This is a genomic window from Streptomyces sp. NPDC054932 (genome assembly GCF_053610205.1).
In genome coordinates, this window is sequence record NZ_JBSGXU010000203.1 from 1 (window position 1) to 14,321 (window position 14,321).

Genomic DNA, 14,321 nt, shown 5'->3' on the forward strand with positions numbered 1-14,321 from the left:
GGCTGAAAGCCGGCGCGGCCGGAACGGTCAGAGCAGGCGGCGGACCGTATGGGCGGAGCCGACCTCGCGCGGGGTCTCGCCCACGTATTCGTGTCCCCGCATCGCGCACCACGCCGGGATGTCCAGCCGGGCCACCTCGTCGTCGGAGACGACCGTGACGGTGCCGCCCACCGGGACGGTCACGATGGCCCGGGCCAGTTCGATCACCGGCTGGGGGCACCGCAGCCCGAGCGCGTCGAGCTCCAGGGAGTCCGCCACCGGGGCCACCGCCGGGGGTTCGGACACGCCGAGCCGCTCCCGTACGCCGGCCACCGCGCCCGGGAGCACCTCCAGGAACGCGTTGACCTCCTCCGCCGGGGTCCCCGGCGGCAGGGACACCCGTACGTTCCCCTCCGACAGCACGCCCATCGCCCGCAGCACGTGACTGGGGGTCAGTGTGGAGCTCGTGCACGAGGAGCCCGAGGAGACCGAGAAACCGGCCCGGTCCAGTTCGTGCAGCAGCGTCTCCCCGTCGACGTACAGGCAGGAGAAGGTGACCAGGTGCGGCAGTCGCCGCTCCGGATCGCCCACCACCTCCACGTCCGGGACCAGCCGCACCACCCGCCGCCGGATGCGGTCCACCAGGACCCGCAGCCGGGCCGCCTCCGCGTCCGCCTCGGCCCGTACGGCCCGCAGGGACGCCGCGGCCGCCACGATCGCGGGCAGGTTCACGAAACCGGGGGAGCGGCCCGACTCCCTTTCGTCCGCGGGGCCTTGGGGGGAGAAGCGCACCCCCTTGCGGACCGCCAGCAGGCCGACCCCGGGCGGCCCGCCCCACTTGTGCGCACTCGCGGCCAGGACCGACCAGGCGCCCTCCACCGGGCCCCAGCCCAGCGACTGGGCCGCGTCCACCAGCAGCGGCACCCCGGCCGCCCCGCAGACCTCGGCCACCTCCGCCACCGGCTGGACCGTGCCCACCTCGTGGTTGGCCGACTGGAGGCAGGCGAGGGCGCTCTCCGGAACCAGCGCCTGCGCGTACCCGGCGGGCGTCACCGCGCCCCAGCGGTCCACCGGGACCTCGGTCGACGTCCCGCCGCGTGCCTCGTGCACCTCGGCCGCATGCAATACAGAACTGTGTTCGACCGCCGATACGACCAGATGGTTTCCGACGCGTCGGCGCCCCGCGAGGACCCCGGCCACCCCGGTGTGAACCGCGTGCGTCCCCGAAGGAGTGAACACGAGCTCGTCGGCGCGGCATCCCACCGCCTCCGCGGCGGCCTCCCGCGCCGCGTCCAGCAACAGCCGGGCGCGCCTGCCCTCCCGGTACAGCCGGGCCGGATCGGCCCAGCCCTCGTCCAGGGAGGCCTGCAACGCCTGCCGGGCCACGGGGTGCAGGGGAGCGGCGGACGCGCTGTCGAAGTACGGCATCCGGTCACGCTAACTCGGGGCCCGGAGCGTTCGAGGTCAGGGGGCGTCAGATGTGCTCCGGAGCCCGCCATTCAGGGCCATTCGCGCCGTCCCCCGGACGGCGGATCCATCCCTTCGGGGGCAGTCGCGGCGCGTTGGGCACCCTCCCCGCGCGACCCCAAATAGCGTCCAGTAGGGTTTGGTCCGCATAAACATCCAAACCCCTGCCTGCGTCAGGGCCGGCGACCGACCCGAACACGGCCGCGGCCGGCCGCGCGGGCCGAGACTCTCGGGAAGGCGCTACGTGAGTCCCTACGGCTCCGACCGCTCGCCGCGGCGCCCGATGCGGCGGAAGCTGCTGCAGGCGCTGACTGCGGGCGTGGTCCTGGCGACCGCCACTGGTTGCTCGTATACATGGAAAGACTTCCCCCGCCTCGGGATGCCGACCCCGGTAACCGAGGAGGCGCCGCGCATCCTCTCCCTGTGGCAGGGATCCTGGGCGGCCGCGCTGGTCACGGGCATCCTCGTGTGGGGCCTGATCATCTGGAGCGTCATCTTCCACCGGCGCAGCCGGACGAAGATCGAGGTCCCGCCGCAGACCCGGTACAACATGCCCATCGAGGCGCTGTACACCGTGGTCCCGCTCATCATCGTCTCGGTGCTCTTCTACTTCACCGCTCGTGACGAGTCGAAGCTCCTCGCCCTCTCGAAGCCGGCGCACACGATCAACGTGATCGGCTACCAGTGGAGCTGGGGCTTCAACTACATCGAGAACGTCGACGGCGACGCGGCGACCCCGAAGGCGGGTGGCGAGGTTCCCAAGGAGCTCGCCTCCATCCCGGACCGCTTCACCAAGGACTTCCCGGCGGGCGCCGAGGGCGTCTACCAGAAGGGTGTCCCCGGCGACCGGAACCCCCAGACGGGCAACCCGGGGCCGACCCTGGTCCTCCCCAAGGGCGAGAAGGTCCGTTTCATCCTGTCGTCGAACGACGTGATCCACTCCTTCTGGGTGGTCCCGTTCCTCTTCAAGCAGGACGTCATCCCGGGCCACACCAACGTCTTCGAGGTCACCCCGTCCCAGAACGGCACCTTCATGGGCAAGTGCGCCGAACTCTGCGGCGTTGACCACTCCCGCATGCTCTTCAACGTCAAGGTGGTCTCCCCCGAGGCGTACAAGGCGTACCTGAAGGAGCTCGCGGAGAAGGGTCAGACCGGCTACCTCCCGGCCGGCATCAAGCAGACCGACCCGGCCCGGAATGCGGAAGTGAACAAACTGTGAGCATCCTCAACGAATCCCAGGGTGCCGCCGCCGACTCGTATGAGAACGAGCTGCCGGTACGGCGCAAGCAGCCGGGCAATGTGGTCGTGAAGTGGATGACCACGACCGACCACAAGACCATCGGCACGATGTACCTGGTCACGTCGTTCGTGTTCTTCCTCATCGGCGGCCTGCTGGCGCTCTTCATGCGCGCCGAGCTGGCCCGTCCGGGCACGCAGATCATGTCGAACGAGCAGTTCAACCAGGCGTTCACCATGCATGGCACGATCATGCTGCTGATGTTCGCCACCCCGCTCTTCGCGGGCTTCGCGAACTGGATCATGCCGCTGCAGATCGGCGCGCCCGACGTGGCGTTCCCGCGGCTGAACATGTTCGCGTACTGGCTGTACCTCTTCGGCTCGACCATCGCGGTGGCCGGCTTCGTCACGCCGAACGGCGCCGCCGACTTCGGTTGGTTCGCCTACTCCCCGCTGTCGGACGCGGTCCGCTCGCCGGGCATCGGCGCCGACATGTGGATCATGGGTCTGGCCTTCTCCGGCTTCGGAACCATCCTCGGCTCGGTCAACTTCATCACCACGATCATCTGCATGCGCGCTCCCGGCATGACGATGTTCCGCATGCCGATCTTCACCTGGAACGTGCTGCTGACCGGTGTCCTGGTCCTGCTCGCCTTCCCGGTGCTGGCCGCCGCGCTCTTCGCGCTGGAGGCCGACCGCAAGTTCGGTTCGCACATCTTCGACGCGGCCAACGGCGGCGCATTGCTGTGGCAACACCTCTTCTGGTTCTTCGGACACCCAGAGGTGTACATCATCGCGCTGCCGTTCTTCGGAATCGTTTCCGAGATCATTCCGGTCTTCTCGCGCAAGCCGATGTTCGGTTACATCGGTCTGATCGCCGCGACGATCGCGATCGCCGGTCTCTCGGTGACCGTGTGGGCCCACCACATGTACGTCACCGGCGGTGTGCTGCTGCCGTTCTTCTCCTTCATGACCTTCCTGATCGCGGTACCGACCGGTGTGAAGTTCTTCAACTGGATCGGCACCATGTGGAAGGGCTCGCTGTCCTTCGAGACCCCGATGCTCTGGACGATCGGCTTCCTGGTCACCTTCACCTTCGGTGGTCTGACCGGCGTCATCCTGGCCTCGCCCCCGATGGACTTCCACGTCTCCGACTCGTACTTCGTCGTCGCGCACTTCCACTACGTCGTCTTCGGCACCGTGGTGTTCGCGATGTTCGCCGGCTTCCACTTCTGGTGGCCGAAGTTCACGGGCAAGATGCTGGACGAGCGCCTGGGCAAGATCACCTTCTGGACGCTGTTCATCGGCTTCCACGGCACCTTCCTGGTGCAGCACTGGCTCGGTGCCGAGGGCATGCCGCGTCGTTACGCGGACTACCTCGCGGCCGACGGCTTCACCCTGCTGAACACGATCTCGACGATCAGCTCGTTCGTGCTCGGCCTGTCGATGCTGCCGTTCATGTACAACGTGTGGAAGACGGCGAAGTACGGCAAGAAGATCGAGGTCGACGACCCGTGGGGTTACGGCCGTTCGCTCGAGTGGGCGACGTCCTGCCCGCCGCCGCGGCACAACTTCCTCACCCTGCCGCGGATCCGTTCCGAATCCCCGGCGTTCGACCTGCACCACCCTGAGATCGCGGCCCTCGACCACCTCGAGGACCACAGCGTCGCCGCCAAGGCCGTCACTGGTGGCAAGGAGGCCGGCAAGTGAAGATCCAGGGCAAGATGTTCCTCTGGCTCTCCTTCTTCATCCTGATCATGGCCGTCGTGTACGGCGTGTGGTCGAAGGAGCCCGTCGGTACCACCGCGCTCTTCCTGGCCTTCGGCCTGAGCGTCATGATCGGCTACTACCTGGCCTTCACGGCCAAGCGTGTCGACGAGATGGCCCAGGACAACCTGGAGGCCGACGTCGCCGACGAGGCGGGCGAGCTGGGGTTCTTCTCCCCGCACAGCTGGCAGCCGCTCTCGCTGGCGATCGGTGGAGCCTTCGCCTTCATGGGCGTCGTCTTCGGCTGGTGGCTCATGTACTTCTCCGCTCCGCTGATCCTCATCGGTCTGTGGGGCTGGGTGTACGAGTACTACCGCGGTGAGAACCAGAACCAGTAGCAGCACCTTCGCGGCCGCGCCGCGCAGCACGTGGGGCCCGGGCACCTCTTTGGGAGGAGCCCGGGCCCCTCGTTTGCAGTCGTCCCGCGCGCCGTAATTGTCATATCTTCATAGCGTTGGCTCCATGAAGCACTCACCGCGTCTTTGGACGGTACTCAGCTGCTCCCTGCTGGTCGCGTCCCTCGGGGCCGGCGCCACCGCATGCGGGTCCGGCGACAAGAACCCGCTGTCAGCCCGCCCGTACGACGCGGGCGATCAGGTCGCCTTCAACCAGAGCGCCGGCAGCCGCCCCGTGGACCCCGACCGGCCCCTCGAAATCACCGCCAAGAACAGCGGCGGCCGGATCACCGACGTGCTGGCCGTGGACACCCACGGCCGCCGCCTGGCGGGCGAACTGAGCGCCAAGGGGGACCGCTGGCACAGCACGGTCCCGATGGCCGCAGGCGTCCGCTATACGGTCACCGTCAGCACCGAGGACGAGCGGGGCGCGCCCGGGCAGCGCACCCTCACCTTCGACACCACCCCGTCCAAGGGGATCCTCAAGGTGGAATTCGGCCCGGACGAGGGCAAGTACGGCGTCGGACAGCCCATCACCGCCGAACTCAACGAGCCCGTCAAGGACAAGGCCGCCCGCGCGGTCGTGGAACGGGGCCTCATCGTCGACGCCCCGCCCGGAGTCGAGGGCGCCTGGCACTGGGTGGACGACAAGCACATCCACTACCGGCCCAAGGACTACTGGCCCGCCAACTCGGCCGTCTCCGTACGGAGCAACCTGGAGGGCGTCAGGATCACCGACGAGCTCCACGGGGCCGCGGCCAAGCCGCTCAAGCTGGAGATCGGGGACCGGGTCGAGGTCACCACCGACGCCTCCTCGCACTACCTGACGTTCAAGCGCAACGGAGAAGTGATCAACACCATCCCGGTGACCACCGGGAAGCCCGGCTTCTCCACCCGCAACGGCATCAAGGTGGTGCTGGGCAAGCAGTACTACGTACAGATGCGCGGTGACACCGTCGGCATCGGCGGCAGCGAGTACTACAACCTGCCCGTCTACTACGCGACTCGCGTCACCTGGAGTGGTGAATACGTCCACGCCGCACCCTGGTCCGTCGGCTCCCACGGCTACGCGAACGTCAGCCACGGCTGCACGGGCATGAGCACCGGCAACGCCGCCTGGTTCTACGAGAACATCACCGAGGGCGACATCGTCCAGGTGATCAACAGCATCGGCGACGACATGGACATCTTCGGCAACGGCTTCGGCGACTGGAATATGGACTGGAAGGACTGGCGCCAGGGCAGCGCCCTCCTCAAGGGCACCCAGGAAGGCCGCAGCGCCGTCGACCAGGCCCGTCTGCGCCCCACCGTCTAGTGGGGCCCGGGGCCCGCACACCGCCCCGACTTCCCCCGGACACCGTCCGGGGGAAGAAACACCGGCTCATTCACCCGTGCGGCCGTATGCCGGGCGCATACGGCCCCACGGGACGTATCAGGCGTCCAGGGACAGGCGGGTCCTCAGAAGGCCCGCCAGGGCGTCCGCGAACTCCACCGGGTCCACCGGAAGGGTCACGGCGGCGTCCGCACGGCTCCACGTGGCCAGCCAGGCGTCCTGGGGGCGCCCCATCAGCAGCAGCACCGGCGGACACCGGAAGATCTCGTCCTTGATCTGCCGGCAAACACCCATGCCCCCGGCCGGAACCGCCTCGCCGTCCAGCACGCACGCGTCGATGCCGCCCGCGTCCAGCGCCGTCAGGACCGCCGGCAGCGTCGCGCACTCCAGGAACTCCACCGGCGGCAGATCCGCGGCGGGCCTGCGCCCCGCCGCCAGCCGCACCTGCTCCCGGGTGCCCGCGTCGTCGCTGTAGACCAGAACCCGCGCAGTCGCCCGCATTTCGTTCCTCCACGTGTCCGGTGAATCACGTTGATGTTCATGGGGTCTCCCCGGCGCAGCCAGGGGAAGGGATGCTACTCCTCCCGGTGCACCGTCAACATCGGTTCGCACAGGAAGCACGGGGCATCCCCCGGAGGCCATCTGATGGGCCGTTCGGGCCTTGCACACGCCCCTGACACTCCGAACGGCACCCCCCGGGGTGAGGGCGGGATAAGCGACCGACATAATGTCGGTCGTGGCGACAGCAACGACAGTAGATACCGGGCACGCGCACCCGACGGTCAACCGGCCGAACCTCGTCAGCGTCGGAACCATCATCTGGTTGAGTTCCGAGCTGATGTTCTTCGCGGCCCTCTTCGCGATGTACTTCACCCTGCGATCCGTGACAGGACCCGAGTACTGGACAGAGCAGGCTTCGGCCTTGAATCTGCCCTTCTCGGCGACGAACACGACGATCCTGGTGCTTTCCTCGCTCACCTGCCAGCTCGGCGTATTCGCCGCCGAGCGCGGTGACGTGAAGAAGCTCCGGACGTGGTTCATCATCACGTTCGTCATGGGTGCGATCTTCATTGGCGGCCAGGTGTTCGAGTACACCGAGCTGGTCAAGCACGAGGGCATGAGCCTCTCGTCCGGTCCGTACGGCTCGGTCTTCTACCTGACCACCGGGTTCCACGGTCTGCACGTGACGGGCGGTCTCATCGCCTTCCTGCTGGTCCTCGGCCGGACGTACGCGGCCAAGAGGTTCACCCACGAACAGGCCACGTCGGCCATCGTCGTGTCCTACTACTGGCACTTCGTCGATGTCGTCTGGATCGGCCTCTTCGCCACGATCTACCTGATCAAGTAGCGATCACGTCACCGGGCCAGACCCGGCACTCCATCCAGACACACCGACGCAGAAGATCCTGACACCGGGGTAATCCGTGAAAAAGCTCTCCGCACGACGACGCCATCCGCTGGCGGCGGTCGTCGTTCTACTCCTCGCGCTGGCGGCCACTGGGGGGCTGTACGCCGCCTTCGCCCCCGCGGGCAAGGCGCAGGCCGATGAAACCGCCCAGTCCCTCGCCATCGAGGAGGGCAAGAAGCTCTACGCCGTGGGTTGCGCAAGCTGCCACGGAACCGATGGTCAGGGTTCCTCTGACGGTCCCAGCCTGGTCGGCGTCGGCTCCGCAGCCGTCGACTTCCAGGTGAGCACGGGGCGCATGCCCGCCCAGCAGCCCGGCGCCCAGGTGCCGAAGAAGCCCGTCATCTACTCCCAGGCGCAGATCGACCAGCTGGCCGCGTACATCGCGTCCCTCGGTGCCGGTCCGATCACGCCGACGGAGAAGCAGTACGACACCGCAGGTGCCGACGTCGCCAACGGTGGTGAGCTGTTCCGCAACAACTGCGCGCAGTGCCACAACTTCACCGGCGAGGGCGGCGCACTGACGAACGGCAAGTACGCCCCCAACCTTGAGGACGTCTCGCCGAAGCACATCTACGAGGCCATGCAGACCGGCCCGCAGAACATGCCCTCCTTCCCCGACAGCACCATGCCGGAGAAGCAGAAGAAGGACATCATCGCGTACCTGGAGACTGTGAACGGCGAGAAGTCGACCAGCCCCGGTGGCCTGAAGCTCGGTGGCCTCGGCCCCGTCTCCGAGGGTCTGTTCGGCTGGATCTTCGCCCTGGGTGCGTTGATCGCTGTCGCCGTCTGGGTCGCGGCCCACACCGCTAAGGCCAAGAAGTCATGAGTAGCCAAGAGATTCCCGAAGAGAAGCACCTGCCGAGCGAGCAGGGCGACGACCACCACGGTGGCGTAGCGGTTGCGGACGACCCGTTCGCGGACCCGGGCCTGCCGGTCCACAAGCCGCGCATCCAGGACATCGACGAGCGGGCGGCGAAGCGCTCCGAGCGCACCGTCGCGATGCTCTTCATCCTGTCGATGCTGGCCACGATCGGCTTCATCGCGTCCTACGTGATCTTCCCGGTCGACAAGATCGTCTACATCTTCCCCATCGGGAAGGTCAGCGCGCTCAACTTCTCCCTGGGCATGACCCTGGGTGTGGCCCTCTTCTGCATCGGCGCGGGCGCGGTCCACTGGGCCCGCACCCTGATGTCCGACGTCGAGGTCGCCGACGAGCGCCACGAGATCGCCGCTCCGGCGGAGGTCAAGGCCAAGGTCCTGCAGGACTTCGCGGACGGTGCGAACGAGTCGGGCATCGCCCGGCGTCCGCTGATCCGCAACACCCTGCTCGGTGCGATGGCCATGGTGCCGCTCGCCGGCGTCATGCTGCTGCGCGACCTGGGCCCGCTGCCCGAGGAGAAGCTGCGCAAGACCCTGTGGGCCAAGGGCAAGCTGCTCATCAACCAGAACACGATGGAGCCGCTGCGTCCCGAGGACGTCCTCGTCGGTTCGCTCACCTTCGCCATGCCGGAAGGCCTGGAGGAGGAGCAGCACGACTTCCAGGTCCAGATCGCCAAGGCCGCCCTGATGATCGTCCGTATCCAGCCGGACGACATCAAGGACAAGAAGGAACTGGAGTGGTCCCACGACGGGATCGTGGCCTACTCCAAGATCTGCACCCACGTCGGCTGCCCGATCAGCCTGTACGAGCAGCAGACGCACCACGTGCTCTGCCCGTGCCACCAGTCCACCTTCGACCTCTCCGACGGCGCCCGTGTCATCTTCGGCCCGGCCGGTCACGCGCTTCCGCAGCTGCGGATCGGCGTGAATGACGAAGGCTTCCTCGAAGCGCTCGGCGACTTCGAAGAGCCCGTCGGTCCTGCATTCTGGGAGCGCGGATGAGCACTGCCTCTGACACCAAGGCGCGCAAAGCGCCCGCCGGCGAGCGTGTGGCGGACTGGGCGGACGGCCGCCTGGGCATCTACAGCCTCGCCAAGGCCAACATGCGCAAGATCTTCCCGGACCACTGGTCCTTCATGCTGGGTGAGATCTGCCTCTACAGCTTCATCATCATCATCCTCACGGGTGTGTACCTGACGCTGTTCTTCCACCCGAGCATGAACGAGGTCGTGTACCACGGCTCGTACGTGCCGATGCAGGGCGTCCTGATGTCCGAGGCCTTCGCCTCGACCCTGGACATCAGCTTCGACGTCCGCGGTGGCCTGCTGATCCGTCAGATCCACCACTGGGCGGCGCTGATCTTCGTCGCGGCGATGATCGTGCACATGATGCGCGTCTTCTTCACCGGCGCGTTCCGCAAGCCCCGTGAGGTCAACTGGATCTTCGGCTTCCTGCTGCTGGTCCTCGGCATGTTCACCGGCTTCACCGGTTACTCGCTGCCGGACGACCTGCTCTCGGGTACCGGTGTCCGCTTCATGCAGGGCGCCATCCTGTCCGTCCCGGTCGTCGGCACGTACCTGTCGATGTTCCTGTTCGGCGGGGAGTTCCCGGGCGGCGACTTCGTCGCGCGGTTCTACTCGGTGCACATCCTGCTGCTGCCCGGCATCATGATGGGCCTGCTCGTGGCCCACCTGATCCTGGTCTTCTACCACAAGCACACCCAGTACGCGGGTCCCGGCAAGACGAACAACAACGTCGTCGGCATGCCGCTGCTGCCGGTCTACATGGCCAAGGCCGGAGGCTTCTTCTTCCTGGTCTTCGGTGTCATCTCGGCCGTCGCGGCGATCGCCTCGATCAACCCGATCTGGGCCCTGGGCCCGTACCGCCCGGACCACGTGTCCACCGGTGCGCAGCCCGACTGGTACATGGGTATGCCGGAAGGCCTGATCCGAGCCATGCCCGGCTGGGAGATCAACCTGTGGGGCCACACGCTCGTCCTGGGCGTGTTCATCCCGCTGCTGCTCTTCCCGCTGGTGCTCGGCGCGATCGCCGTCTGGCCGTTCATCGAGTCCTGGGTCACCGGGGACAAGCGCGAGCACCACATCCTGGACCGCCCGCGCAACGTCCCGACCCGTACGGCCTTCGGTGTCGCCTGGATCGCGGAGTACATCGTGCTCCTGATCGGCGGTGGAAACGACATGTTCGCGCAGTACTTCCACCTCTCGATCAACTCGATCACCTGGTTCGTCCGGATCGGCTTCTTCGTCGTCCCGGTCCTCGCCTTCATCGTCACCAAGCGGATCTGCCTCGGCCTCCAGCGCCGGGACCACGACAAGGTGCTGCACGGTCGCGAGACCGGCATCATCAAGCGTCTGCCGCACGGTGAGTTCGTCGAGGTCCACGAGCCGCTCCCGCAGGGCCGTCTGCACACCCTCACCGCGCACGAGCAGTACAAGCCGATCGAGATCGGCCCGACGGTCGACGAGAACGGTGTCGAGCGCAAGGTGAAGGCCACCGAGAAGCTGCGCGCGAAGCTCAGCCAGGGCTTCTACGGCGAGAACAACCAGATTCCGAAGCCCACGGTGGAGGAATACAAGGAGATCCAGTCCGGCCACGGCCACCACTGATCCCCGCATGAACGCATGAGGGGCTGATTTCGGTCAGTCCTGGTGTCGCCACGGCGAGAGCCCCGTCCAGTGTCTGGACGGGGCTCTTTGCCGTAACCGGGGCTGGATAGGCTGGACCCAGACCATTTCGACGTGGGCGGCGGAACATGGGGGCGGCCCACCAACAGCAGGAGCGGACCATGAACGTTGCGACCCCGGCAGGCGGCGACAGCGTGGCGGCCCGTGGCTGGCCGGGCGTTCTCGACGCGCTGCTGACCGGTCAGGACCTGCGCGCCGAGGACACCGCCTGGGCGATGGACCGGATCATGCGCGGCGAGGCCACCGACGCCCAGATCGCCGGCTTCACCGTCGCGCTCCGGGCCAAGGGGGAGACGGTCGAGGAGATCAACGGCCTCGTACGGGCGATGTACGAGCACGCCAACCTGATCGAGGTGCCGGGCCGGACGGTGGACATCGTCGGCACCGGCGGCGACGGGGCCAAAACGGTGAACATCTCGACGATGTCGGCGATCGTGGTCGCCGGTACCGGCGCCAAGGTCGTCAAGCACGGAAACCGGGCCGCGTCCTCCGCGAGCGGCTCCTCGGACGTCCTGGAGAAGCTCGGGGTCAACCTCCAGCTGAGCCGGGAGCGGGTCGTGGAGGTCGCCGAGGAAGCCGGCATCACCTTCTGCTTCGCCGTGAAGTTCCACCCGGCACTGCGCCATGTGGCCGCGGCCCGCAAGGAACTGGGCATCCGGACCTTCTTCAACGCACTGGGCCCGCTCACCAACCCGGCCCGGGTGCGCGCCCAGGCGACCGGCGTGGCCGATCCCCGGATGGCCCCGATCATCGCGGGCGTGCTCGCCGAGCGGGGCTCCTCCGCGCTGGTCTTCCGCGGCGACGACGGCCTGGACGAACTGACCACGACGTCGACCTCGCGCATCTGGTGGGTCCGCGACGGCAAGGTCTCCGAGCGCTCCTTCGACCCCCGTGACGTGGGCATCCCCCTGGTCGACGTCTCCGCCCTGGCCGGCGGGGACCCCTCGTACAACGCGGACGTGGCCCGCCGCCTGTTCGCCGGCGAGACCGGTCCGGTCCGCGAGGCCGTCCTGCTGAACTCGGCGGCGGCCCTGGTCGCCCTGGACCCCGGTCAGGGCACCCTGGAGGAGCAGATCACCGCCGCCATCGCCCGTGCGGCGGAATCGATCGACTCCGGTGCGGCGCGGGCCGCCCTGGAGCGCTGGGTGACGGCCAGCAACGCGTAGCCGCACGAGAACGGCCGAAAGCAGCATGACCCCGGTCCACCATGCGGACCGGGGTCTTGCGCTCGGAGGATCTTGTGGCAGGATGCGTACCAGGTCACGAGTGACAGCGTTTAGGCCCCGGCTTGCTGTCCGGCAACCCTCCTTCCGTGGCGGGGTGCCCCGGGTGATGACCAGGTCGTAGGCAGCAAGGCCTACGGCAAGCGCGGATCCCTCGACACCAGGGGTCCTGGTCTTCTCGAGGAGATTTTTCCGTGAGCAAGCGAATGCGATAGGGCGACTCCGCCCCTACTTCACCCCTCGGACCAGGGTCACTTCCGTGTACCCCCGTTCAGTCCGGTCCGAGGGATCTCCCGTACCCCGGACGGCCGCAGAGCCGTACCCGCGTACGGGCCACACCGAAGCCATTCCGCCCTGCCTGCCGGGAGATACCGCCATGTCCGCATCCCTGAACACCGCTGCCGCCACCGCCGTCGACCCCGCCTGTGCCGAGCCGCTCGCGGTCCTCGGCCGGGACGTCACCGTCCCCCTCGTCACCGGCGGCGAGGTCACCTACGCGGCCCTCGACTACGCGGCCAGCGCCCCCGCCCTGCAGCGGGTCTGGGACGACGTCGCCGCGTACGCCCCGTACTACGGCAGCGTGCACCGCGGCGCCGGGTACCTCTCGCAGCTCTCCACCGACCTCTTCGAGCAGAGCCGGGTCACGGTCGCCGAGTTCCTCGACTGCCGCCCCTCCGACCAGGTGGTCTTCACCCGGTCCACGACCGACTCGCTGAACCTCCTCGCCGCCGTACTCCCCGCCGGCTGCCAGGTGTTCGTCTTCGAGACCGAGCACCACGCCTCCCTGCTGCCGTGGACGAACGCCGAGGTCACCTACCTCAACGCGCCGCGCACCCCGGCCGAGGCCGTCGCCACCCTGGAGCGGGCGCTGGCCGACCGCGACCCCTACGGCCCGGCGCTCGTCTGCGTCACCGGCGCGTCCAACGTCACCGGTGAGCTGTGGCCGGTCAGGGAACTCGCCGCCGCCGCGCACGCCCACGGCACGCGCATCGTGCTGGACGCCGCCCAACTGGCCCCGCACCACCCCGTCTCCGTGCAGGAGCTGGACGTCGACTGGGTCGCCTTCTCCGGGCACAAGCTCTACGCGCCCTTCGGCTCGGGCGTGCTCGCCGGCCGCGCCGACTGGCTCCAGGAGGCCGCCCCGTACCTCGCGGGCGGCGGCGCCTCCCGCAAGGTGGCCCGGCGCGAGGACGGCGGCGTGGACGTCGAGTGGCAGACCACGGCCGCCCGCCACGAGGCCGGCTCCCCGAACGTCATCGGCGTCTACTCCATCGCCTCGGCCTGCAAGGCCCTGACCGAAGCCGGCTTCGACAACCTGGTGGCGCGCGAGCAGCAGCTGGTGGCCCGGGTCCGCGAGGGCCTCGCCGACGTCCCGGCCGTCCGGATCCTCTCCCTCTTCGGGGACGACGCCCCGCGGGTCGGCGTCATCTCCTTCGTGGTGGACGGCTGGAACAGCTCCCACTTCGCCGCCGCCCTCTCCGCCGAGTACGGGATCGGCGTCCGCGACGGCCTGTTCTGCGCCCACCCGCTGGTCCGCACCCTGCTGGGCAGCGAGCCGCAGGCCCAGGGCGAATGCGGTGCCCCGGAGGCCGCCCCGGGCGAGCGCTCCCTGAACGCGATCCGCGTCAGCTTCGGCGCCGGCACCCCTGACGAGCACGTGGAGCGCTTCGTCCGCGCGGTGAAGGAGCTCGTCGCGGACGGCGCGAAGTGGCAGTACCGCACGGAGGAAGGCCGCTGCGTCCCGGCGGTGTGACCTGCCGTGTCCCCTGCGGGGTGCTCGGCGGTGCCTCTGCTGCGCGGGCCTGCCCCTGCCCGGGTGGGCGCCTCAATCGCCGGCGGTGCGGGGGTGGGTCGGTGCCCCGCACGAGGGTCTCCTCGGCTCGCGCCTGCGGCCGTGGTTGTGCCGTTCGGCCTGGGTTGCGCGCTCGT

General features: G+C 68.4%; 12 protein-coding genes and 1 riboswitch. Of the genes, 10 read left to right on the top strand and 2 right to left on the bottom strand.

All coding sequences use genetic code 11. The annotated features are described in order from the left end of the window. Positions 1–27: 27 nt before the first annotated feature. A complete protein-coding gene (locus ACWGE1_RS34725) occupies positions 28–1,407 on the bottom strand; it encodes an aminotransferase class V-fold PLP-dependent enzyme (RefSeq protein ID WP_453424446.1) in 1,380 nt (459 codons plus the stop codon). A gap of 283 nt (positions 1,408–1,690) precedes the next feature. On the opposite strand from ACWGE1_RS34725, the gene ctaC reads away from it, so the two are divergent. The 4 genes from ctaC (at position 1,691) to ACWGE1_RS34745 (ending at position 6,159) form a co-directional block, all read left to right on the top strand. Further along, entirely contained in the window at positions 1,691–2,665 is a 975-nt protein-coding gene (gene ctaC / locus ACWGE1_RS34730; RefSeq protein ID WP_453424447.1) for an aa3-type cytochrome oxidase subunit II, read from the top strand. Continuing rightward, positions 2,662–4,392: an aa3-type cytochrome oxidase subunit I gene (gene ctaD / locus ACWGE1_RS34735; protein WP_453424448.1), complete on the top strand. Its 1,731-nt coding sequence runs from the start codon at positions 2,662–2,664 to the stop codon at positions 4,390–4,392. Before ctaC ends, ctaD begins: the two co-directional genes overlap by 4 nt. Continuing rightward, positions 4,389–4,787 (top strand): cytochrome c oxidase subunit 4, encoded by a 399-nt coding sequence (locus tag ACWGE1_RS34740; protein WP_030389094.1) that lies wholly within the window; start codon positions 4,389–4,391, stop codon positions 4,785–4,787. The genes ctaD and ACWGE1_RS34740 overlap by 4 nt, the downstream gene beginning before the upstream one ends. A 124-nt stretch (positions 4,788–4,911) precedes the next feature. After that, positions 4,912–6,159 carry an Ig-like domain-containing protein gene (locus ACWGE1_RS34745; RefSeq protein WP_453424449.1) on the top strand — a complete coding sequence of 416 codons (1,248 nt, stop codon included), beginning with the start codon at positions 4,912–4,914 and terminating at the stop codon, positions 6,157–6,159. A gap of 117 nt (positions 6,160–6,276) precedes the next feature. On the opposite strand, the gene ACWGE1_RS34750 is transcribed toward ACWGE1_RS34745, so the two are convergent. Then, complete coding sequence (locus tag ACWGE1_RS34750) at positions 6,277–6,678, bottom strand: hypothetical protein (RefSeq protein ID WP_453424450.1); 402 nt, start codon at positions 6,676–6,678, stop codon at positions 6,277–6,279. A 226-nt stretch (positions 6,679–6,904) separates the two neighbouring features. On the opposite strand from ACWGE1_RS34750, the gene ctaE reads away from it, so the two are divergent. From ctaE to ACWGE1_RS34780, 6 genes are all read left to right on the top strand, one after another. Beyond that, positions 6,905–7,525, top strand: coding sequence for an aa3-type cytochrome oxidase subunit III (gene ctaE, locus ACWGE1_RS34755; RefSeq protein WP_030036314.1), 621 nt, complete (start codon positions 6,905–6,907; stop codon positions 7,523–7,525). A gap of 76 nt (positions 7,526–7,601) precedes the next feature. Further along, a complete protein-coding gene (qcrC, locus tag ACWGE1_RS34760) occupies positions 7,602–8,411 on the top strand; it encodes a cytochrome bc1 complex diheme cytochrome c subunit (RefSeq protein WP_453424451.1) in 810 nt (269 codons plus the stop codon). After that, the gene (gene qcrA / locus ACWGE1_RS34765) at positions 8,408–9,466 is read left to right on the top strand and encodes a cytochrome bc1 complex Rieske iron-sulfur subunit (RefSeq protein WP_453424452.1); all 1,059 of its coding nucleotides are present in this window, start codon (positions 8,408–8,410) and stop codon (positions 9,464–9,466) included. The genes qcrC and qcrA overlap by 4 nt, the downstream gene beginning before the upstream one ends. Beyond that, positions 9,463–11,091: a cytochrome bc1 complex cytochrome b subunit gene (gene qcrB, locus ACWGE1_RS34770; protein ID WP_453424453.1), complete on the top strand. Its 1,629-nt coding sequence runs from the start codon at positions 9,463–9,465 to the stop codon at positions 11,089–11,091. The genes qcrA and qcrB overlap by 4 nt, the downstream gene beginning before the upstream one ends. Before the next feature lie 179 nt (positions 11,092–11,270). Then, positions 11,271–12,335 carry an anthranilate phosphoribosyltransferase gene (gene trpD / locus ACWGE1_RS34775; RefSeq protein ID WP_453424454.1) on the top strand — a complete coding sequence of 355 codons (1,065 nt, stop codon included), beginning with the start codon at positions 11,271–11,273 and terminating at the stop codon, positions 12,333–12,335. Between the two features lie 92 nt (positions 12,336–12,427). Continuing rightward, positions 12,428–12,544: riboswitch (SAM riboswitch) on the top strand. A gap of 224 nt (positions 12,545–12,768) precedes the next feature. Then, positions 12,769–14,145, top strand: a complete 1,377-nt coding sequence (locus ACWGE1_RS34780) for an aminotransferase class V-fold PLP-dependent enzyme (RefSeq protein WP_453424455.1) — start codon at positions 12,769–12,771, stop codon at positions 14,143–14,145. Positions 14,146–14,321: the final 176 nt, after the last annotated feature.

Coding starts and splice junctions, on each gene's coding strand:
- qcrB (WP_453424453.1), top strand. CDS start 9,463: ATGAGCACTGCCTCTGACACCAAGGCGCGCAAAGCGCCCGCCGGCGAG.
- trpD (WP_453424454.1), top strand. CDS start 11,271: ATGAACGTTGCGACCCCGGCAGGCGGCGACAGCGTGGCGGCCCGTGGC.
- ctaE (WP_030036314.1), top strand. CDS start 6,905: ATGTCGGTCGTGGCGACAGCAACGACAGTAGATACCGGGCACGCGCAC.
- qcrA (WP_453424452.1), top strand. CDS start 8,408: ATGAGTAGCCAAGAGATTCCCGAAGAGAAGCACCTGCCGAGCGAGCAG.
- ACWGE1_RS34725 (WP_453424446.1), bottom strand. CDS start 1,407: ATGCCGTACTTCGACAGCGCGTCCGCCGCTCCCCTGCACCCCGTGGCC.
- ACWGE1_RS34780 (WP_453424455.1), top strand. CDS start 12,769: ATGTCCGCATCCCTGAACACCGCTGCCGCCACCGCCGTCGACCCCGCC.
- ACWGE1_RS34750 (WP_453424450.1), bottom strand. CDS start 6,678: ATGCGGGCGACTGCGCGGGTTCTGGTCTACAGCGACGACGCGGGCACC.
- ACWGE1_RS34745 (WP_453424449.1), top strand. CDS start 4,912: ATGAAGCACTCACCGCGTCTTTGGACGGTACTCAGCTGCTCCCTGCTG.